This is a genomic window from Microcoleus sp. B3-A4 (genome assembly GCF_036705385.1).
In the GTDB taxonomy this organism is placed as follows: Bacteria; Cyanobacteriota; Cyanobacteriia; order Cyanobacteriales; family Microcoleaceae; genus Microcoleus.
The window spans coordinates 1-20,289 of sequence record NZ_JAUBUI010000038.1 but is presented as its reverse complement, the minus strand read 5'-3'; the positions used below and the strand labels follow the sequence as shown (position 1 = coordinate 20,289).

The window sequence follows — 20,289 nt, the reverse complement described above, 5'->3', positions numbered from 1 at the left end:
AAAAACAACGCTTGCCTTGAAAAGTCCTGTCTGTAGCGGCTGGCTGATACAGCATTGCAAGGCCGTTTCAGTCTGTCCATAAATTTTTAAAGTTTCCTCACTCACAACTGGGATCTGCACTCCTCTTGAGCAAATCCTCCACAGACACCTGACAATCTGGAAATGCCAAAGGTGCGATTAAATCCGACTCTGCCAACACAAGCGGGCTAGCATAACACTCTGCCCCTGGCTCCGAAAACACATACAATCGACGGGCATTGATATCTAGAATCCAAATACTCCCTGATTCCTGACCGAGCGATCGCAAGCAGGGGCTTTCAATTCCCTGTTAGTTAAGTTAGATCGCTCCGTAGATGTTGCCCGCGTGGAAGGTTATCTTGTTTGGACGAACGGCGGGCTGACTTGAATATTTACCGCGCACAATTGAGGCCCATCAAGAGTGAACTCGCTATAGTTTCTTGAGGTAAAAGCTGACGCCAACAGCTTCTATAAAATTGGAATTACGGCTCGACTAATTGAGGAAGGGATAGCCGCAGTGCAGCGGGATGTGAGAGTCCATTACTCAGAGGTGGCCATCAACTTGCTGGGATTGTGGGAACACCGAGGGAATGGGGAACTGTACTTCAAACACCGCTACAAAGTGTTTAATTATCGCATCGAGAAACTGACGGAGTATTTCGTGTTTCTCAATGTCAAGCGCACCCTACGGGGTTTGTTTGAAATGGAAGCAAGAGTGCTCATTGACATCCACCCCGGCGTGAACGCACGGGGATTCCATCTATTCAAGCCAATCAAAAATTGACAATTGCTTAAATTCTGGTGGGTTGACGCTTCTTTGGGTGCTGCTATCCTGGGATAGTCTTATGCTTCCTCCACGCCCGTTTAAAGTCTCCGAAAGTCCTCCGGCGACTAAAATGTTAGTTGCGGCGTTAATATCCCTATCATGAGACGTGCCACAGTTGAGGCAAATCCATTCTCGAATTGAGAGATCTAACTTCCCGATTTTAAACCCACAACAAGAGCAGGTTTTAGAAGTCGGTTCCCATCTATCAATGACTCGAAAATCTCTGCCATATTTTTCTGATTTTGCTTCTAGGAAATTTCTAAATGTTCTCCAACCTAAATCAGATATTGCACGGGATAATTTGCGGTTCCTAACCATTCCTGACACATTTAAGTCTTCTAACACAATCGTTTGATTCTCACGAATGAGTTGAGTTGATAACTTGTGCAGGAAATCTGTGCGAGTATCAGCTAGTTTAGCTAACCGCTTTCGATAAAATTCATGTCGTTTAGATCCTTTGGTTTTCCGAGATAGAGATTTAGATAACTTTTTTAGCTTCCTAATCCTTTCCTTTAGGGGTTTGGGAGCTTTTATTTTTTGTCCGTTACTCAGAGTTGCAAAGGTTGAAATTCCTAGATCGATACCAACTGAACTATCAGAAGATGGCAAGACTTCGGGTTGAACTTCCACGACAAAACTGAGGAAATATCGGTCAGAACTTTCCTTGATGATTGTGACTGAACTGGGTTCTGAGGGCAACTCTCTTGTCCAAACCACCTTAAGCTTCCCAACTTTCGCTAAATAAACCTTCTCACCTTTGATGGAAAATCCTAGTTTAGTGAATCGGGCGGATTGTTTAGATTTCCGTTTTTTAAAACGAGGGGGTTTAACTTTTTGTCCCTGACGTTTCCCTTTACAGGAATTGAAGAAGTTTTGGTATGCTTGCTCTAAATCGTTTAAGGATTGTTGCAGGGGAACTGCTGAAACTTCTGATAACCATTCCCGTTCCTCTAACTTCTTAGCTTGAGTGATGAATTGCTTTTGAAGTTCGGCATTTTTCGGTTTATTTTTGCCTCCAATATATTCAGAAATGCAAAAACCTAGACTATCGTTCCATACTACTCTGACACACCCAAATAACTTGGCTAACGCCAATTTATGAGAGGGTGTCGGATAGCATCGGTAGCGATATCTAGCTTTCATTTGTTTTTGATATTTACTGTCTTTATCTTAACATAAACCAGAATAAAAAGCCGTCCTAGAAGGACGGGGCTTTAAACCCAAAATTTTCGGTAATGTTGAGCTGCAGGCGATCGGCTTGTGCTGGGTGATGTTGAGTTGGATATGCGGGTTGGGGGTGAGTGCGATCGTCCAACAACAACCTAGACGAACGCCACCTCTGATTTCTAATTCAACTTCAAGGAAGTGCGGAGCGTTGTTGAATGCGCCCAAAAGAATGGGGACGCTCTCAATTTTCGCTTGTCAGGAAGTACCCTTCTCCACAAAAGTTTTTAGCTTTGAAGCGTTCCTCACGGCATTTCCCTCTCCGTCGTTGTTGAAGTAGACGAACACGCTTCGCCCTTGGCTTTCCCACTCGTGGATGCGATCGGCCCACCAATGCAAATCATCATCCGAGTAGGAGCCGCCGTAGAGATTGTTGGGGTCGGGGCCGTGGAGGCGCACATAGACGAATGAGCCCGTTGCGCGCAGGATACAGGGGAGGAGGGCCCCGCTCATCACGCAGTAAGCCGCTCCTTCGCGTTCCAGCAGCGAAAATACCTCTTCTGTGTGCCAGCTTGGGTGTCGGAATTCCACAGCTACTTTGATCCAGGAGGGCACCTGTTCTAGAAAGTAGGCTAGGCGGGCCAAATCGCAGCCGAACTGGGGAGGAAGCTGGACGAGCAGAATACCCAGTCGATCGCCCAGGAATTGAAGTCCCTCGCTCATCCGTTCCAACCACTTTTCTGGTGAGTAAAGACGCTTGGAGTGCGTTAGACCGCGGGGCGTTTTTACGGTCATCAAAAACCCTTGGGGGAGGCGCTCTCGCCAGTTAGCAAAGGTAGTGTTTGGCGGCCAGCGGTAGTAGGTGCTATTAACTTCGACGGTTTGATAGTGCTGGATATAGCAATCGAGCCTAGAGCGAGGCGGTAGCTGGTGGGGATAAAGCACACCTTCCCAATGGTCGTAACTCCAGCCTGAAGTGCCGATGTGAACAATCGCATCCGGGTTCATTATCCCTTCCTTGATTCGGATCTGGAAATCGCTACTAAACAAACAAAGTCCGCGCAGGCGGACTAAGAATATGATATTTGAAAACTGAATGCGATTGAATTAGTTGGCTCGATCGCTGCTACCTCGCTCTGCCGCTTTTTCTACTGCTTCCTGTCCCGGCGTAACTGCTTCGCCCACGTTATCTTTTACTGATTCTATAAATTTTTTGGTACTGGGGGCAATGGGTTGGTCGAGATTCAGCTTTTCTCGGATATTGTCAAGTACACCCGTGGCATCCTTCTCTGTATCGCTTGTTGGCTGCTGAGCGGGACGGGCAACTTCGTAAGACTTAGCTTCAGGGGTTAAAGATGTAGCGAGCGCTTGCATTTTGTTGCCCGAAAACTCCAATTCGGAGCTAAAAATCAGCGCTATTCCTAAAGCAAAGATTATTCCTACTCGCAGGCAAGTTTTGACTAAGCGCGATGTAAACTTTTTCATTGAAAAACTCTGTTTTTTCTATGACGACTGTAATATACAATAATTGCTGTTGTTGGTTTGCAAATCTATCTAAAGATAGGACTTCCTGTCAATTTATTGCGTTAACGTTCACCTAAATCAACCTCAACAAAAAAGTTTTGGGCGCGGCAGCGCCAACAGGCGATCGATCGCAACTAGGAACTCAAAAAAGGTACATTTACTACTTCCCCTGACACCGATCCGACTTGCACTTTCAGTCCTTCGCCGCCCGCTTTTGTGCGGATGTAAGCAAGACCAAAAAAGCCCGATTCAGTTTCCGTAAAACTGGTGAGTTTGCCGACTTTATCCTCTCCGATGGTGAGGGTTGTTCCGGGTTCAACCGCACCGCTTAACTGCACGCCCCAAAGTTGCTGTTTGACTGCTTTGTAGGTGTTCAACCGGGCAATTGTTTCTTGACCGATGTAGCAGCCTTTGTCATAGGTAAGGGTGTGTAAAAGACGGGCTTCTAAGGGGTTGTAATCATCTGTGAGTTCAAAATCGGGTGCGGGGCGTCCTTGTTCGATTCGCAGTTGTTCCCAAACTCGATCGCCCATCGGTACGGCCCCAGCTTGGACTAATTCCTTCCACAAGGTGGCTGCATCGCTTGCTGGCGCAATTAACGTGTATCCGGGAGTTGCTAAACCGCTACCAACCGCAACTCGGACTTCCATACCTGCAAAATTTATCAATTTGTGAGTAGCGTAAGGTTGATTTTCTAGTTCGGTAACTCCGATTTTTTCTAGTAGTTGAGTGCTTTCGGGGCCGAGGAAACTGAAAGCAACAGTTGTATCGGTTAAATCTGTTAACTCGACGCGATCCATGGGGAAAATATAGCGATCGAGCAATTCCAGTAGTTGGCGGCAGCGGTTGGCTGAGACTAGCAGCAGTACGGCATCTTCTGTAGCGTAAGCGGTGGCGAGGTCGATCGTCCGGGCGGTGGAAGTCACGAAAACGGTGTCGCAACCTTGACCTGGTTTGAGTATATTGAAGTTATTGGTACTTTGATTGTGCAAGAACCGCAGGCGATCGCTGTCTGAGATTTGAATGCGTCCCCAGTGAGTGCGATCGTACAAAGCCACACCTTGTTTAGTTGCTGCGATCGCTTCTGCGTCGTTACCAAAACTGACTGGCACAATTTCTTTGGTTGTTAACTCTGCAAAAGTAGCACCGGCCGCTGCTTGAATGTCGTGCAATTCTTGAATCATAAGATTTTGTTGACTGTTGACTGTTGACTGTTGACTGTTGACTGTTGACTGATGACTGTTAACTACTGCTTTCTTGCCAACTGACAAATGACTATTTGCTCAAATTGGCGAATATTTCTTGTATTAATTGACTGGCTTTGGCATCAAGACGATTCCAATCTACATCGCCCGTGTCCTCCTCAATCAAGCTAGTATCAATTACAACTTCTTGGCTTTGCAGTTGAGTGTGGGCGGGCTGGTAGTTGACAAAGCAGACTCGATAGCAAAGTTCCCAAATATCGACACATCTTTGCTCGCCTTGATTCTCTAACATTAGTTGATAGCCCGGAATTGGAATCTGCACTTCTTGATAAGTACCCGTCCAGACAGACCCCTCTAATTGTTTGCGGATGTTGTCGATCACTCGGATCATCGCTGGCTGCATGAGCAGTTCAGCTTGCTGCCAAGCGATCGGGCTAGTTATTTTAGGCTTCATATACACGGTTCTAAAAAAGAAAATCAATAAATTAATTTTCTAGCATTGGGTGTCAACTTTTGAGACATCCGCCACAGAATGTTAAATTTAGTCGTCACCCAATTCAACCCTCAACAGCAACAGCCGTTCTCGGCTTGAAGGCTAAAAACGGCTGAAACTGTTGATATTGTGTTATCGGATGGGTAATGTAGGATTTGAACCTACGGCATCCTGCGTGTAAAGCAGGCGCTCTACCACTGAGCTAATCACCCAATTGCACTCACCGGGATTTATCATATCACAGTAACTCAGAAAGATCAAGTAAAAAAAATCCTAAACTTTAAATGCCCTCTGGCCGCACCCACGATCAAATAACCATGTGGAGTTTGCCCTTGGTGGCAGCCCTCACCTTTGGCCAGACTCAGAGCAGCAACCTGACTTTGCTCGTTTCCGGCAGCTTCTTATTCGGCGGGCTGATGTTTGGCCCCGACTTGGATATCTACTCCTGCCAGTATCAGCGCTGGGGATGGTTCAAACCGATTTGGCTCCCGTACCAAAAAAGCCTGCGCCACCGCTCTTTTTTGTCCCACGGCCCTCTGATCGGCACTGCTTTGCGAATCTTGTACCTCGCTATCTGGATCGCGGTTCTCGGAATGTTGGGATTGGCAATTGCCGAAAAAGTCGGGAACTTAGGCGGGAATTGGCAGGATGTGGTTTTGAGTTACGGGCGATCGATCTGGGAACACCACATCGAAATTTTAGCCGTTTACATCGGTCTAGAATTGGGGGCGATGAGCCACTATCTGAGCGATTGGGGCGGCTCGGCTTACAAAAGATTCAAAAAGAAAGGATTGAGCGGGTTGCGCCCTCCTAAGACAATTAAGAGGCGAAAAATCAAAGCTCCCACTCGCACATCTAGCAAATCCCTAGCAGAAGGAAGAAGGAAGAAGGAAGAAGGAAGAAGGAAGAAGTAATAAAATCAATTGTTGGAGCCGTTAACAACGTTATAACCGTCTTGGCGGTTGATAAAAAAGGTAAATTATTATGTCTAATTCTGAAAGTCGATCGCTCACAGCACTAAAAGAACTTATAGAAGTTGTGGCGAAATTGCGATCGCCCGACGGCGGATGTCCTTGGGATTTAGCCCAAACTCCCCAAACTCTAGTTCCTCACATCATAGAAGAAGCTTATGAAACCGCCGATGCGATTCGCAAAGGAGATAAAGATGCGATCGTCGAAGAATTGGGCGACTTACTGTTACAGGTAATACTGCAAGCTCAAATTGCCAGCGAATCCCATGAGTTTACCTTCGCCGAAATCGCTGCGGGCATTACAGAAAAACTAATTCGGCGACATCCCCACGTCTTTGGCGATGTCGAACTCAACAGCGTGGATGAAGTCAACGAAAACTGGGAAAAAATCAAAGCAGCAGAAAAAGGCACAACTTCGGAAAAGCCGCCAACTTTAGCCTCGAAAATGAGCCGTTATGCCAGCACTTTGCCACCGATCACCGCCGGGATGAAAATCTCTCAAAAAGCTGCGGAAGTGAGTTTTGATTGGGACAGTGTAGACGGCGTTTGGGAGAAATTTCACGAAGAAATGGCAGAATTTGAACACGCTCTCAAACACGAGGATAAGGCAGCGCAGCAGTCCGAATTGGGAGATATTATGTTTGTGTTGATTCAATTAGCTCGCTGGTACGATTTAGATCCGTCGGCTGCTTTGCAGGGAACGAACGATCGCTTCGTGCAGCGATTTGCGAAGGTAGAGGCTGCGTGCGATCGACCTTTGTCGGATTATGCCCCAGAAGAGTTAGAATCTCTGTGGCAGCAAGCTAAAGCTTTAATTGCTAAACAAAAGGGCGATCGGTAATAACTCACTCCCGATCGCTATTGTTAAGAACAGGCAAGATGCCTGTTCCACAACAACTCAATATTTTGCTTGTGGGGTGGGCTTCTAGCCCGCACTATTGTTAAGAACAGGCAAGATGCCTGTTCCACAACAACTCAATATTTTGCTTGTGGGGTGGGCTTCTAGCCCGCCCTGAAAAGCTGATTAACAATACTGCCAGATGTCAGCAATCAATTACTCATAAAGCTTCGCATCGTTGTATGGGGGATGTTCGCACGCGATATATAAAGCATTTGTCGGTTCCAGGGCTTCCCCAGTCACCGGATCGATCGGCTTGAGGACAAAGCATAACAGAGAGAGCGATCGCCAATCCAAACTTTCTAACTTCCCGCGTTCGTAGCGACTAACAGTAGCATTACTAATACCGACATCTTTTGGTACAGGATCTCCGGCGGTCCGAAACAGAGCTGCCTCGTATTCTTTTGTGACCATTTCTGTTTCAATAATTGACCAGCCCCGAATCTCTCTAGCTGCTTTCAGAAGTTTGCCCAATCTACCGCGTCCCGTATCCGTAAATCGCACAGGGCGCAGTTTTTCCTGATCGACGACAGCCTTAAAGTCAAGAAATCCCGGCATTTTACAGATCCAATTTAACTCTTAAGCTAGCTGTACTTTTGCCTTGCTCAAGGCAGCACACAGGGTTTGAGCATTACACATTTAGAAACATTACTGCAACTTCTCTGCATTCGTGTAGAATGATATAATATAGTAAGATCCAAAGACGAACACAAACTAACTCACCCAAGTTCAGGAGTGACTCAGCTATGACAGCACTGTTTCGCCGCATCCAACCCTCGAAAAAGCTCCGCATCACCGTCAGGTCGATCGCCCAACTGCTCAAAATCAGCCAAAATCAAATTAAGCGAGTCGAATCGTGGGCTTTCGTGGTTTTCGTGCATCGGCGGGACAGAGGCGGACAATTTATCTCGTACCGCAGGCTGGAAGAATGGCAAAATGCGATCGCCCATCATATCCAAACCTGCCCCACCCTTGGAGAACTCTCGCAGCTCAAAACATCCATTCACTACGACAGCCGGAAATTCAAAAAACAATCTTTCCCCAAAAAACTTGACTTTTTAAATCAAATGTGCATTCAAAGACAAGACGAACTCAGCATATGGGAAAGCTTAAACTGCATTGCTTCCTAGCAAAAATGAGGCAGATTTCCTTTCCAAAAACAGAAGCGAAACATTTGCGAGCAATTGCGAGATAAAATTACCCCAAAAATCACCCGCGAATGCTCCGCCACATTCATGAAAGCAATCACCAAAGCAATTAAGACATTGCTTGAGCGATATAATCAAAATAAGGAGCTGCTTCCTTAGCATCCTCCTGATTGAGCAAAGCCAAAGAAGCTTCCTTCAAACAGCGGATAGCTTCGACCATGCCAGGAACAGGAACGCCGAGAGAATTATACATTTCCCGAACGCCAATCAAACCGATGCTTTCGATCGGCTCTTTGTCACCCGCCAAGATACCGTAGGTAATCAGGCGCAAGTACCAGCCGTAGTCGCGCAGACACAAAGCCCGTTCGCGCTGGCCGTAAGCATTGCCACCAGGAGAGATAAAATCAGGTCGTTTTTTCCAGAGTTTTTTACTAGCTTCTTCAACAATTTTCCTCTCACTGTCAGACAGCGCAGTAGCAATACGCACCCGCTGTTCTCCGGTTTTAAAAAAATCTTTGATGCTTTGAAGTTCGCCGGTACTGGGATAGCGAAGTTCGTCGTCGGCTTGGAGAATTAGTTGGCTAACTACGCTCATTGTTATTCAAAAAAATTGAGGATATTTGAGAGTAAGATTAATTGACATTCTCATCCGTTAAAGATGAGATTCTGGGTTGGGCGATTTACTTTGCTTCTAACATTTATCAACATTAGAAGTAGCGGGTAAATCTCCGCAAACGTTATGCTTGATGTTCAAGCCCGTTTCCCTGTGTTCCAGGGTACTGCGGGAAAAACTCAAAAACTGCGATTGAGAGTTTTGATGTCGGCAGACACTTTGACTGTTTAACGAGTTTTTGCTAGCTCGCCCCAACAGCATATCGCACAGGCTCGATCGGGGCAACTCACGGCAGGCTTGACTTGCAGGTTGAAGCTTGGCTTTAGCACCAAGACTTTCAGCAGCAGGAAGACAGCCTGCAATTGAGTTTGAGTGCGATGGCTTACGCCCCGCTTCGCTACGACTTATCTCAGGAAAGAGAGAGCGATATTGCATTACCATATCAAATCCTACCACGACTACTTGTGACCAAATCTAAATTCCCCACCCCAAACTCGACGAAATTGGCAAACCCTTGCCAGCAAGGTCAACTGATTGAGATAGAGATTACCGACTTGACAGACACCGGCGACGGAGTTGGTCGTTTTGGTGAGTTAGTAGTGTTTGTGCCCGATACCGTGACAGGCGATCGAGTCCTTGTCCGCCTCGTGCAAGTCAAATCCACCTATGCTACAGGCAAGCTGGACACACTTTTGGAAGCCTCCCAACACCGCATTCGAGCTAACTGCATTGTCGCCGACAAGTGCGGTGGCTGTCAGTGGCAGCACGTAGATTATCAATATCAGCTTGCAGCCAAGCAAAACCAAATCATTCAAGCCTTAGAAAGGATTGGCGGATTTAGCAATCTGCAAGTTGATGAAATTTTAACTGGAAAAATCGAGGGATTTCCTCAATTTTTGGGATACCGCAACAAAGCGACTTATCCCGTGGCAATATCTGCAACAGGTCAAGTCCAAGCAGGTTACTATCAAAAAAGCACTCACAAATTAGTCAATCTAAATCAGTGTCCGGTGCAAGACCCGCGCCTCAATCCTTTGTTAAAAGAAGTCAAAGAAGACATCCACTGGCGGGATTGGCAAGTCTACGACGAAAAGAAACATACAGGAGAATTGCGTCACTTGTCCTTGCGAATCGGACGGCGCACGGGCGAGATGCTGCTAACTTTAATAGTTCGCACTGGAGACTTGCCGGGACTCGAAGAGCAAGCATCAGAGTGGCTGAAACAATATCCTCAACTGGCAGGGGTTTGTTTGAATATAAATCCCGCTCAAACAAATGTGATTTTTGGTGCAGAAACTCGCTGCATAGCAGGTCGTTCTTATCTGCGAGAAAGCTTGGCTGGTTTGAAATTTCAGCTAAGAGCTGATACTTTTTTCCAAGTCAATACAGAGGCGGCGGAAGCTTTGTTAGAGGTAATTGTAGGGGAATTGAATTTGCATGGAAACGAGGTTTTGGTTGACGCTTACTGCGGAATTGGTACTTTTACTTTACCCCTGGCAAAACAAGTAAAAATAGCCATAGGTTTAGAAGTGCAACCGGCGGCGATCGAACAAGCCAAATTAAATGGTGAGTTAAATGACGTGAGAAATGTCGATTTTCAGGCGGGAACTGTAGAGAGTTTGCTGCCTTCCTTGGGATTGACACCGGATATTGTGCTGTTAGATCCGCCGAGGAAAGGGTGCGATCGCGCGGTTTTGGAAACTATCAAGGAAATCAAACCAAATCGCATTGTTTATGTTAGCTGCAAGCCTGCTACTTTGGCTCGCGACCTGAAGATTTTGTGCGAAAATGGGGATTATAAGTTAGCGCGAGTGCAGCCGGCGGATTTCTTTCCTCAGACTTCTCATGTTGAGTGTGTGGCTTTTTTGGTCAGGTGAATGAAAGGGCGATCGACCCACTAGACTGATTGCATAAATCTTTGATTGATAGGAAAACCGCAGATGCAACGCAGATAATTTCAAGATTGTGGCGAATGTATGCACTTTAAGCCTAGTGAGTAAGTGAGTACAAAGAGATATAAACTGGGGGCGTGGGTTGAGGAAGTGAAGCAGCGTTTGCTATCTTAGAATACGGGTTTCAAACTCTCGAACTCTATCGCATTGTAGCGGTTTCTAAATCTGACAATATTTCTTCCCGACGGGTGATGGCAAAAGTGGGAATGCAGTAGGAACAGAAGGTGGATTGCTTGGGTGCAAACTCGATCCAGTCCGCGCTGAATCGGGGGGAGTCCAGAAGTATAGAATAGAGGTTGCGGAACCGGCACACCGCCCGATCGCTCGCCCCCAGCAATTTGTTACCCTAAAAATAGAATCTTCCCTCCCTCAACTCCCTCCCATGAACAACGCTTCTCCCCTGATTCAAACGATAACTCCAGAACGCTGGGCCGGGTTTAGTATGGACTTTATAGGGGCGGGTTACACGGGTCTGTTGGTCAAAAACGGCCGCGTCGTGCGTACCCTAAAATCCGGGCGACATTTCAGCTTTGCCCTTCCCCTGCTGGAACAGTCTCAAATTGTCCTTGTAGACACCAAACTCCGCAATTTGGACGTTCAGTCGCACGGAGATTTTTTGTCTAAGGATCGGTTTTTAATTGATGCTACTCTGACTGTTATTTATCAAGTTATAGATCCGAAACGGGTAGCTTTGGAATTGTCCGATCCTATAGCTGTTTTAGCAAGTGCAGTTAAGGATTGTATGGGATTAGCGATCGGGCAAATACCTTTACAACAGCTTATCAGTCAAGGACGGCTGTTGCTGCGCCAAAATTTGCTCGATCGCGTCCAAGATTTTTATACTCTAGGTTTTAACTTAGAAGACGTGCGAATTGGCGATGTCAGCTTTCCCGAAACTAACGGAGTTATTCGCCAAGTTGAGGGAATGAGTGCCCGACAAGAAGCAGAAAATGCCGCCGCTCTGCAAATGAGAATTGCCGAAGCCGGCCGCCCGCTCGCTCCTCAATCTCCCGTACAGCAGTTAAACTTAATTTCAGGTAATTCTCCTGCGAGTCTTCCAGCTTCAGACACAGCAGCAGGGTTCGATCGAGATTTACAACAACTGACAGAACAACTTGCTCAAAACAGTCTCCCTCCTGGGAGAAATCCTCCCCAACTTGCACCAACGGTACTCGCAAGCAGCGATCGCAAAACAACCGCATATTTAATCTACAAACTTTCTGGAGAGGCGATAGCCCTAACCGCCAATCCTTTTACAATTGGACGCGAACCAACCAACACTTTAGTATTACAAGATCCGCAAAGTTCGCGCTACCACGCTCAAATCCGCCGGGCCAATGACGAACTTGGCAAACAGCGGTATCAGCTTGTCGATAGCGGCAGTTCCAACGGCACTTTTGTGGGTGGGCAGAGGCTGGCTGCTAACGAGCCTTTTTGGCTACCAAATGGCTGCGAAATTGCGATCGGCGACCAAAAATGGATATTTCAAAATTCGTGAGTGAGAGAGATGAAGATTTGTTTAAACAGCAGATAAACACAGATAAATTCCATCGGCGTTCATCTGTGTTTATCTGCTGACATCTGCGGTTGCCAAATCCCAATCTAAGTAACTTGCTTTAATCACGATATAAAAGTAATAGATTCCGAATCTACCGTCAACAATATGAATGTTTTTTTAACCGCAGATAAACCCAGATAAACACAGCTTAATTCTATCGGCTTTCATCTGCCAGGTTTCTGTAGGCGCGTTGTCAAGAGTCCCCGCCCTTTCCACACAGCTTGACAACTTCTCCCTCCCCAATTCCCTATACTCCCAGGTAGAAGTCTCTTGCCAACCCTAGGGGGGATATCTCCACAAGCATTTCGAGCGACAATTTGTCAAGATAGAAAATATTAAGTAGAGGACAACCCCATGAACTTTTCTATACAATCTGTTTACAACTGGTACCGCGACACCCTCCGCAACCCCAAATACCGCTGGTGGATTATTCTGGGAACCCTGGCATATTTGGTAAGCCCGATCGACATTGCCCCAGACTTTCTCCCCGTCATCGGACAAATTGACGATGTGGCGATCGCAGTCTTGCTTATTTCCGAAGTTTCACAAATGGCGATCGACTACTTTAAATCTCGCCAAACAGAGACAGCTTCTGCATCCGAAGCCACGGGTGCCAATTATTCTGAAGCCAACGGCAGCACCGTTGACGTAGATGCAGTTTCTGTAAAATAATTGCCAAAAATAATCGAGCGCTACAACCCCGACTTCTTAAAGAAACCGGGGTTTTTGTTTTTTAAATGGCAACTGCTCAGATCGTGCTCCAAAGCTGGTAATTTTAACTATGATCCATCTGTGCTAACAACAAATTTTTATAGATGAAGTTTAGTGAAATAGTAGAAAAACTTAACTCAGCCACCAGTCGCACCCTCACAGCCTCGGTTGCTACCGATCCGGAAATTACAGGCGCGGCCCCTGTTGATGAAGCTCCATCGGGCACAATCAGTTATATAGAAGGTGCTAAATTTGCCGTTCATACAGCCACTACAAATGCTTCGGCTTTAATTTTACCCTTAGATGAAAGCCTCCAAGCTCAATGTACCGATCGCAACATTGCTTGGATTGCCGCAGCAGATCCGCGATTGCTGTTTGCTGAAACGATCGCCATTTTCTATCAACCGTTTCGCCCAGCATCCGAAATTCATCCTTCAGCCGTCGTTCACCCCTCAGCAGAAATTGGTGAAAATGTCTATATCGGCCCCCACGTCGTTATTCAAGCAAAAGTCAAAATTGGCAGCAACGTTTGCATTCACCCAAATGTCGTAATTTACCCAGATTCGGTAATTGGCGAAGGTACGGTGTTACACGCTAACTGTGTCATTCACGAACGTACTCGCATCGGGGCAAATTGCATGATTCACAGCGGTGCGGCGATCGGGAGCGAAGGTTTTGGGTTCGTGCCGACAGCCACAGGATGGGTGAAAATGGAGCAGTCTGGCTGCACTGTATTAGAAGAGGGCGTTGAGGTTGGCTGCAACAGCACGATCGACAGGCCCGCTGTCGGAGAAACCCGCATCGGCCAAAATACAAAAATCGACAATTTAGTACACGTAGGTCACGGCTGTCAAGTAGGGAAAAATTGCGCCTTTGCCGCTCACGTTGGCATGGCCGGCGGGGTAAGAATTGGCAACAATGTAATTTTGGCAGGCCAAGTGGGAATTGCTAATCAAGCCAAAATCGGAGATGGGGCGATCGCCACTGCTAAAGCCGGAATTCACAGCGATGTGCCCGCAGGTGCGATCGTAACGGGCGTTCCAGCAATTCCCCACAAACTATTTCTCAAAGCCGCAGCCGTTTACAACCGCTTGCCCGAAATGTACCAATCTTTGAGGCAAATTCAGCGCAAGCTCGATCGGTAATCAATTGGCAGTTGGCAGTAGTCAGTTGGCAGTTGGCAGTAGTCAGTAGTCATTAGTCATTAATCAGTAGTCAACAGTCAACAGCCAACAGTATTAGAGTTGCAACCTATTAAATGTGGAATAGTATAAACAACCTGCAATTGATGTCGCCGTCAATACCAGCAATTGTCAAAATAATCTTCTTTTTCTTGACTTGGATTGTTGTGTGGCTTCCTGCAGCGATTGTGCTGGCGATCGCCCTCAAATGGCATCCACCCCAACCCTTGGGGAACAAAAAACTACCTTTACTAGCTTCCCTCTACGTGATTGTCCCCTTCATTTTATGGGCGACAAGCTGGATTGAAAACACATCTTTTGCCAACTGGGGTTGGGATTGGCAACCCGCAGTTTTGATGTCATTAATGCGGGGATTAGGATTAGGAATAATCAGCTTAGTAATTTTATTCGGTCTGCAATTAACCGCAGGTTGGATCGATCTAAAAACAAGCGAAAATTCCACCGAAACAGGCGAAAAAAAAATTAATTTTTGGACTTTAATTTTTAACCCTGCTAGTCTGCTGACTCTGTTATTAGCACTGTGGATTAGCGCCACAGAAGAGTTAATCTTTCGCGGCTGCTTGCAAACAATCCTCCAGCAAGATTACTCAGTGCTAATCGCAGCAGCGATCGCCAGTTTCATGTTTGCGATCGCCCACCTAATTTGGGCCGCCAAAGAAACTCTACCGCAACTACCAGGATTGTGGCTGATGGGGATGGTTTTAACATTAGCCCGCATCGCCGACAATGGCAGTTTAGGATTGGCGATCGGCATTCACGCAGCTTGGATTTGGGGTATAACTACCGTAGATACAGAAGGCGCAATTAATCCGACAGGCCGCGCACCCGAATGGATTACAGGAATAGCAGCGAAACCGCTAGCAGGTGCAGCCGGCATTTTATTGCTACTAGCAACCGCAACCTTACTCTTCCTGACTCAAATCAGCGTTAATCAGCGCTAATCAGCTTAAATCTGCGGTAAAAATTCCGACATTAATTCAAGTGTCGATCGATCGTCACAATCGAAACCGGATTCAGCGCGTCAAAACGAGTTGAATTTCCTCCAGGCAGAGAACGCGACAATTGCACTTGCACGATTCGGTAACTCCAGTGCGGTTCCCGGCGCACCCGATCGCCCATCCAGCTCAAAACAATAGCAATATCCTCCAAAGCATCCAACGCCAGCACGATCGAGCCTCCAGGAAGCAGCCGCAGGGCGCAAACGCCCAAAATTTTAGTTAACCCTCCGCCACTGCCGCCAATAAAAATCCGGTGCGGAGGACGCAAGCGGTGCAAGATTTCCGGGGCGGTTCCGTAAATCGAGAACACATTTTGCAGTCCAAAACGGCCATAGTTGAACTCGATCGCAGAAGTACCAGAAACCGTTTGTTCGATCGCGTACACCTCAGATTGCGGGAATAAACGAGCAATTTCGATCGACACAGAACCGTTACCAGCACCCACATCCCAGACAACTTGTCCCGGTTGCAAAGCCAATTGTCCCAGCACCAACACCCGCACTTCCCGTTCAACCGTCAAACCAGGCTTGTCGCCACAACCGATAAAAGCTGCATCGGGAATGCCCAACAAAGGCAACTTTTCCAAATCCAAAGGTTCTGCCCTCGGCGGGGACTCCCGCAGCATCACAACCACGCTCAGCGGTGCAAAAGACTCTCCCAGCAAAGCTGACAGAGAACGCAGGCCCACCCGCTCGTCAGCAGCACCCAAATTCTCGCAAACCCAAAATTCGTAGCGTGTAGGCAAATCTAGAGCTTTGACCAAATTTGCCAGGGCGGCCGGAGTATGAGTTTCGTCCGCGAGCACCGCAATTTTCTCGACACCCAGTTTTAGTTTTGCCGTCAGTTCCTCAAAATAACGTCCTTGAGAGCCAACAAAATGAGCATCTTGCCAAGGGATTTGCAAGCGGTTAAAAGCCAACTGCACAGAACTGACGTGGGGGTGAAAAGTCAATTTTTCTGCCGGCAATTGGGCAATTAACAACTTTCCCCAGCCGTAGAACAGCGGGTCGCCGGCCACTAAAATTACGATCGGTCGATCGCGGGGTTCCACCCTCCCCGCAGAGGGATATAATTCGGTTTCAGTCGCCCACCAGCGCCGAATTTCCAGAATTGCTTCGGTCAAATCTTCCAACGCCCAGCGCTCTCCGTCGTGCTGGGGAAAATAGCTCAAATGGCGCTCGCTGCCTATTAGCAGAGCGGCCATTTCTACAACCTGCCGCGCCGATTCGCTCAGCCCAACAGCTCCATCTAAACCTATACCAACAACGTTTACTGTCACTTTTTAAGCAAAAAGTAAAAAACCAGAATTACTGATTTTTCCTGGTTTTTCATAAATTTTTTCCTTGACTTTACTGTCAAACAAAAATAATTAAAGCATTTAATAGGCAATATCCTGACTATTATCACAGGGGAGAGGGGGCGAGAGAGTGGGAGAGTGGGAGAGGGGGCGAGAGAGTGGGAGATGGGGAGAGTGGGAGATGGGAAAAAATCTTCCTTCTTCCCTCTTCCCTCTTCCCTCTTCCCTCTTCCTTCTTCCTTCTTCCTTCTTCCTTCTTCCCTCTTCCTTCGTTAAAATTCAAAAACAGGCCATTCCGGTTGGCGGAGGTAGGTGGCCATGTCCTCAAACTTCCGCAGTTCCACTCGGTTTACGGACAGTTCTTGCGGCGTGTCCAGCCATTGCTCGTTTAACTCCGACAGCACAGCGCACAAGCGAGCGCGGTCTAGGTTCGGGCCGGTGTCGCCAAAATAAGCCAGAGTAATGTGTGCCGTAAAATGATATTGCTGTTCGATTCCCAAAGCCATTAAATCGGGATTTTGATAGATCGATCGGCGAAACTCCAGAATTTGCTTGTAAGAGTTTTCGTCCGTCGGTGCTAAACAAACACCCACAGCTCTAGTCATCACCATCAACCCCAGCACTATCCAGCGAATGGGAGCGCCGCCCGCTAAGGGTTTGCAGGCGGCAAAACGATCGGCCATGCGCGAGCGCAGTTGCTCCTCAAATTCGGGATTTTTATCAGAGGCATCTCGAAAAGCGCTGTTCCAAATCAAATCGGCTACGGTTAAATGGAAGCTATCAGGAGGCAGTGCCACGAGCGCACCCTCCGCTATTTCCTGCAATAGCCGTTGTTGGCTCGAGTGCAAATTACTATAAAATGCAGCATTTTCTGCATCTTCCTCCGCAGGGGGCGTAATCACTGAATAACCTGGAAAAGGTACAGGAGTTCTCCGGCCTGCTTCGTCGGGCTTAAATTTTGGAGATTCCTGAATGTGTTCCACCTGGGACTTGTAGGAGTCCAGCAGCGTCATTCGCGCCACCCGATTTACGTAAGCTTGATAAGTATCATCCAATCTTGATTTCCTCGCGGTGACAAACTCCCACACCAAATTTTATATTATGGTGCGGGCATCCAACAGTCCAATTCAGGATATGTTGGACTTGGGGAACCTGCAACTCTGATTTTTTGGGCTACTGAGCGTTTTTCATGCAAATTTACCTGTTTTGGGGGGAAGACGACTTTGCGATCGCGCAGGCTGTGACAAGTTTGCGCCAAACAGTCCTCGACCCCAACTGGGCTAGTTTTAACTATGACAAGATTATTGCCGATCGAGCCGACGCTGTGGTTGAAGGACTCGATCGAGCGTTAACGCCCGCCTTCGGTACCGGCAGCCGTTTTGTCTGGCTGGCAAATACGACTGTAACGCAGCAGTGTTCTCCAGAACTGTTGGCCCAATTGGAACGAACACTGCCAGTGATTCCCCCCACCACCGTGCTACTGCTGACAGCAGTCAAAAAACCTGACAGCCGGCTCAAGTCTACCAAGTTACTCGTCAAGTCGGCCACCGAAGTGCGGGAATTTTCACCGATTCCGCCTTGGAATGACAAAGAATTAGCCCAGCGAGTGCGCCAAGTCGCCGACGAAATGAACGTAAAATTGACAGCCACAGCGATCGAACTTTTGGCCCAATCGATTGGCAGCGATACCCGCCAGCTATACAGCGAACTTGAAAAATTGCTCCTGTTTGCTGGCAACCGCAGCCAACCTCTGAACCCGGAGGAAGTTGCCGCACTGGTGCACTGTCACGCCCAGAATACCTTCCAGCTAGCCGATGCGATTCGCGAGGGCAATACCTCCGCCGCTTTGGATTTATTGACCGGCTTAACGGCGCGCAACGAGCCGGGTTTAAGGATTGTGGCTGGCTTGACTGGTAAGTTTCGGATTTGGCTGTGGGTAAAAGCGATGATCCAAGCCGGCGATCGCGATGATAAAATTGCTCAAGCTCTAGACCTCGGCAATCCCAAACGAGTATACTATTTTCGTCAAGAAGTCAAGAACGCCAGCCTAGAAAAACTGCAAAAAAGTTTGCCTTTGCTGCTAGAGTTAGAAGCTTCTTTAAAGCGGGGCCGGGAAGAAATCTCAACCCTGCAAACCAAAGTTATAGAACTTTCTAGCTTGTTTCGCTGATGCGCGACAGGGCACAGGATCTGCCCCTTACTGTAAATTTTTACAACAAATTTCGATAGCGGCTATGTGCTTGATGCTGGAGCGCGGGCCAAAAGGTCAATAGAGACTAGAAATACTCTCAGAATGCCAAAGTAGAAGTTAATGTGGTAAATAAATATTGTCCGCCGAATGCCGATCGGTTAATATTATTTGCCGGCTCTCCACCCCCCCCAAAAAAAGAGCGCTACCCATGACACAACAGAACCCGCGGGAACTGCTCAAGCAAGGCGATCCAAAAGCGATCGCATCTAGCATCAACCGTACACTCAAACCCAAAGGCATCAACGCCGATGTGACGCGGGACAACGGCTGCCTCCACATAATTCTGGAGGCAGACAAAGTACCGGATCAAATGGTATTGGTCGATTTCATCCGCACCGGCATGACGAAGCTGGGACTCGAATCAATTCACACTGTAAAGGTTTACGGGCGTCGAACAGGTGACGGATCGCCTGCGTGGGAAGATGAAATTGATCTGATGCCAGCCGAGCCCATGCCTTACCCCTTGGATAGTGGAATGCCTGACGACTCTGTAGGTTTAGATGATGTCGAACCCGAAGGCGGAGACTATTATCAAGAAGGAGAATTCGATCGAGATGACGACGAGGAAGACGAAGACGAAGACGAAGATCAAGCCCCGCCTCCGAAAAAACAATTTCCCAAATGGGTAATACCTGTGGGTATCTTAGTACCTCTGGCGGCGATCGCAGGGCTTTTCTTTACTAAAACTTTCCCATTCGGCGACTCGAACCCAGAACCCATCGCCCCGGAAGCTGCTTCCCCCTCCCCCCAACCCTCATCTCCCCCTTCTAAAGCCGCTGTATCCTCTCCAGCCGCATCTCCTGGCACCCCACAGGCAGCCTCCCCTGCACCAAAACCCGCTCCCACTGCTGCTGCGCCAGCAAGCCCATCTCCAGCTTCTCCTGCACCAAAAGCCGCCGCGCCTAAGCCTGACTCTTGGAGGGAAGCCGTTAACACAGCTCAGAAGGCAGCAATTTCGGCCCAGAAGGCTCAGTCTCAAAATGAGTGGATCGCAGTAGCAAGCGAGTGGCAGCAAGCGGTTAAGCTCATGAGAGCCGTACCGTCAACCAGCCCTAACTATCAAAAGGCTCAGCAAAAAGCGGCAGAGTATCAGGCTAATCTGATTGTTGCCAACCGCAGGGCGGCAGCAGCGCCTTAATAGTTTTGAGTTTTGAGTTTTGAGTGGAATACTCGATGTGCTAAAAGTCAAAAGTCAAAAGCCAAAAGTAAAAAAAATTGTTTTTACTGAAAGCTTTCTTACTTTTGACTTTTTTCAATGTTATTTAAATTTCATTATTTAACTTGACCTATTGCTTTAACTCCAAAAGCTGTAATTATTTTTCCTTCAATCGTTTTTAATCTCCTTCTAGTTTCATTTGGGAAACGTCCTACTCTGACGAGATGGGGAGCATCCCGGTTTTGCAAAAGCCTCAAATGGCCAAGAGGTCGTTGAGGTAAGCACAACGAAGTTTTAGCATTTG

At 47.5% G+C, this 20,289-nt stretch carries 22 protein-coding genes, 1 tRNA gene and 1 pseudogene; 12 read left to right on the top strand and 12 right to left on the bottom strand.

Annotated elements, in window-relative coordinates:
- Nucleotides 1–547 precede the first annotated feature (547 nt).
- Complete coding sequence (locus QUB33_RS16440) at nucleotides 548–802, top strand: hypothetical protein (protein ID WP_333351642.1); 255 nt, start codon at nucleotides 548–550, stop codon at nucleotides 800–802.
- On the opposite strand, the gene QUB33_RS16435 is transcribed toward QUB33_RS16440, so the two are convergent.
- The 6 genes from QUB33_RS16435 to QUB33_RS16410 all read right to left on the bottom strand — a co-directional run bounded on the left by QUB33_RS16435 (nucleotide 779) and on the right by QUB33_RS16410 (nucleotide 5,442).
- Nucleotides 779–1,987, bottom strand: coding sequence for an RNA-guided endonuclease TnpB family protein (locus QUB33_RS16435; protein ID WP_333351641.1), 1,209 nt, complete (start codon nucleotides 1,985–1,987; stop codon nucleotides 779–781). The genes QUB33_RS16440 and QUB33_RS16435 overlap by 24 nt on opposite strands.
- A gap of 279 nt (nucleotides 1,988–2,266) precedes the next feature.
- On the bottom strand, nucleotides 2,267–3,016 hold the full coding sequence (locus tag QUB33_RS16430; protein WP_333351640.1) for a DUF72 domain-containing protein: 750 nt from the start codon (nucleotides 3,014–3,016) through the stop codon (nucleotides 2,267–2,269).
- 99 nt (nucleotides 3,017–3,115) lie between these two features.
- Nucleotides 3,116–3,493 carry a hypothetical protein gene (locus QUB33_RS16425; RefSeq protein ID WP_333351639.1) on the bottom strand — a complete coding sequence of 126 codons (378 nt, stop codon included), beginning with the start codon at nucleotides 3,491–3,493 and terminating at the stop codon, nucleotides 3,116–3,118.
- A 173-nt stretch (nucleotides 3,494–3,666) separates the two neighbouring features.
- On the bottom strand, nucleotides 3,667–4,716 hold the full coding sequence (ygfZ, locus tag QUB33_RS16420) for a CAF17-like 4Fe-4S cluster assembly/insertion protein YgfZ (protein WP_333351638.1): 1,050 nt from the start codon (nucleotides 4,714–4,716) through the stop codon (nucleotides 3,667–3,669).
- Nucleotides 4,717–4,807: 91 nt separating this feature from the next.
- Nucleotides 4,808–5,191 carry a hypothetical protein gene (locus QUB33_RS16415; RefSeq protein ID WP_333351637.1) on the bottom strand — a complete coding sequence of 128 codons (384 nt, stop codon included), beginning with the start codon at nucleotides 5,189–5,191 and terminating at the stop codon, nucleotides 4,808–4,810.
- Nucleotides 5,192–5,370: 179 nt separating this feature from the next.
- Nucleotides 5,371–5,442, bottom strand: a tRNA-Val gene (locus QUB33_RS16410).
- Between the two features lie 72 nt (nucleotides 5,443–5,514).
- On the opposite strand from QUB33_RS16410, the gene QUB33_RS16405 reads away from it, so the two are divergent.
- Nucleotides 5,515–6,144, top strand: coding sequence for a metal-binding protein (locus QUB33_RS16405; RefSeq protein ID WP_333351636.1), 630 nt, complete (start codon nucleotides 5,515–5,517; stop codon nucleotides 6,142–6,144).
- Nucleotides 6,145–6,214: 70 nt separating this feature from the next.
- Nucleotides 6,215–7,042: a nucleoside triphosphate pyrophosphohydrolase gene (gene mazG, locus QUB33_RS16400; protein ID WP_333351635.1), complete on the top strand. Its 828-nt coding sequence runs from the start codon at nucleotides 6,215–6,217 to the stop codon at nucleotides 7,040–7,042.
- A gap of 213 nt (nucleotides 7,043–7,255) precedes the next feature.
- Here the strand turns inward: mazG and QUB33_RS16395 are convergent, their stop codons facing one another.
- Nucleotides 7,256–7,657 carry a helix-turn-helix transcriptional regulator gene (locus QUB33_RS16395; RefSeq protein WP_006634106.1) on the bottom strand — a complete coding sequence of 134 codons (402 nt, stop codon included), beginning with the start codon at nucleotides 7,655–7,657 and terminating at the stop codon, nucleotides 7,256–7,258.
- A gap of 188 nt (nucleotides 7,658–7,845) precedes the next feature.
- Here QUB33_RS16395 and QUB33_RS16390 point away from each other — a divergent pair, with 188 nt between their 5' ends.
- A complete protein-coding gene (locus tag QUB33_RS16390; protein ID WP_333351634.1) occupies nucleotides 7,846–8,229 on the top strand; it encodes a hypothetical protein in 384 nt (127 codons plus the stop codon).
- Between the two features lie 127 nt (nucleotides 8,230–8,356).
- Here QUB33_RS16390 and QUB33_RS16385 read toward each other — a convergent pair whose 3' ends face one another.
- Nucleotides 8,357–8,842, bottom strand: a complete 486-nt coding sequence (locus QUB33_RS16385) for an allophycocyanin subunit alpha-B (protein ID WP_190655955.1) — start codon at nucleotides 8,840–8,842, stop codon at nucleotides 8,357–8,359.
- A 96-nt stretch (nucleotides 8,843–8,938) separates the two neighbouring features.
- A complete protein-coding gene (locus QUB33_RS16380) occupies nucleotides 8,939–9,301 on the bottom strand; it encodes a hypothetical protein (RefSeq protein ID WP_333351633.1) in 363 nt (120 codons plus the stop codon).
- Nucleotides 9,302–9,324: 23 nt separating this feature from the next.
- Here QUB33_RS16380 and rlmD point away from each other — a divergent pair, with 23 nt between their 5' ends.
- The 6 genes and pseudogenes from rlmD (at nucleotide 9,325) to QUB33_RS16355 (ending at nucleotide 15,224) form a co-directional block, all read left to right on the top strand.
- Nucleotides 9,325–10,737: a 23S rRNA (uracil(1939)-C(5))-methyltransferase RlmD gene (gene rlmD, locus QUB33_RS16375; RefSeq protein WP_333351632.1), complete on the top strand. Its 1,413-nt coding sequence runs from the start codon at nucleotides 9,325–9,327 to the stop codon at nucleotides 10,735–10,737.
- Nucleotides 10,738–10,913: 176 nt separating this feature from the next.
- Nucleotides 10,914–11,027, top strand: a pseudogene (locus tag QUB33_RS29685) (GNAT family N-acetyltransferase); the annotation flags it as partial.
- Nucleotides 11,028–11,041: 14 nt separating this feature from the next.
- Nucleotides 11,042–12,310 carry an SPFH domain-containing protein gene (locus QUB33_RS16370; protein WP_333351631.1) on the top strand — a complete coding sequence of 423 codons (1,269 nt, stop codon included), beginning with the start codon at nucleotides 11,042–11,044 and terminating at the stop codon, nucleotides 12,308–12,310.
- Nucleotides 12,311–12,724: 414 nt separating this feature from the next.
- Complete coding sequence (locus QUB33_RS16365; RefSeq protein ID WP_333036095.1) at nucleotides 12,725–13,042, top strand: YkvA family protein; 318 nt, start codon at nucleotides 12,725–12,727, stop codon at nucleotides 13,040–13,042.
- A gap of 143 nt (nucleotides 13,043–13,185) precedes the next feature.
- Nucleotides 13,186–14,226 carry a UDP-3-O-(3-hydroxymyristoyl)glucosamine N-acyltransferase gene (lpxD, locus tag QUB33_RS16360; RefSeq protein ID WP_333351630.1) on the top strand — a complete coding sequence of 347 codons (1,041 nt, stop codon included), beginning with the start codon at nucleotides 13,186–13,188 and terminating at the stop codon, nucleotides 14,224–14,226.
- A 113-nt stretch (nucleotides 14,227–14,339) separates the two neighbouring features.
- A complete protein-coding gene (locus QUB33_RS16355; RefSeq protein ID WP_333351629.1) occupies nucleotides 14,340–15,224 on the top strand; it encodes a type II CAAX endopeptidase family protein in 885 nt (294 codons plus the stop codon).
- A gap of 31 nt (nucleotides 15,225–15,255) precedes the next feature.
- On the opposite strand, the gene cbiE is transcribed toward QUB33_RS16355, so the two are convergent.
- Nucleotides 15,256–16,560 (bottom strand): precorrin-6y C5,15-methyltransferase (decarboxylating) subunit CbiE, encoded by a 1,305-nt coding sequence (gene cbiE, locus QUB33_RS16350; protein ID WP_333351628.1) that lies wholly within the window; start codon nucleotides 16,558–16,560, stop codon nucleotides 15,256–15,258.
- A 290-nt stretch (nucleotides 16,561–16,850) separates the two neighbouring features.
- Nucleotides 16,851–17,591: a DUF1868 domain-containing protein gene (locus tag QUB33_RS16345; protein WP_333351667.1), complete on the bottom strand. Its 741-nt coding sequence runs from the start codon at nucleotides 17,589–17,591 to the stop codon at nucleotides 16,851–16,853.
- A gap of 176 nt (nucleotides 17,592–17,767) precedes the next feature.
- On the opposite strand from QUB33_RS16345, the gene holA reads away from it, so the two are divergent.
- Together holA and QUB33_RS16335 are read left to right on the top strand one after the other, a co-directional pair.
- Nucleotides 17,768–18,748, top strand: coding sequence for a DNA polymerase III subunit delta (holA, locus tag QUB33_RS16340; RefSeq protein WP_333351627.1), 981 nt, complete (start codon nucleotides 17,768–17,770; stop codon nucleotides 18,746–18,748).
- A gap of 229 nt (nucleotides 18,749–18,977) precedes the next feature.
- Nucleotides 18,978–19,967, top strand: a complete 990-nt coding sequence (locus QUB33_RS16335) for a hypothetical protein (protein ID WP_333351626.1) — start codon at nucleotides 18,978–18,980, stop codon at nucleotides 19,965–19,967.
- 134 nt (nucleotides 19,968–20,101) lie between these two features.
- On the opposite strand, the gene QUB33_RS16330 is transcribed toward QUB33_RS16335, so the two are convergent.
- Nucleotides 20,102–20,289, bottom strand: a 188-nt coding sequence (locus QUB33_RS16330) for a hypothetical protein (RefSeq protein WP_333351625.1), incomplete at its 5' end; no start/stop codon positions are given.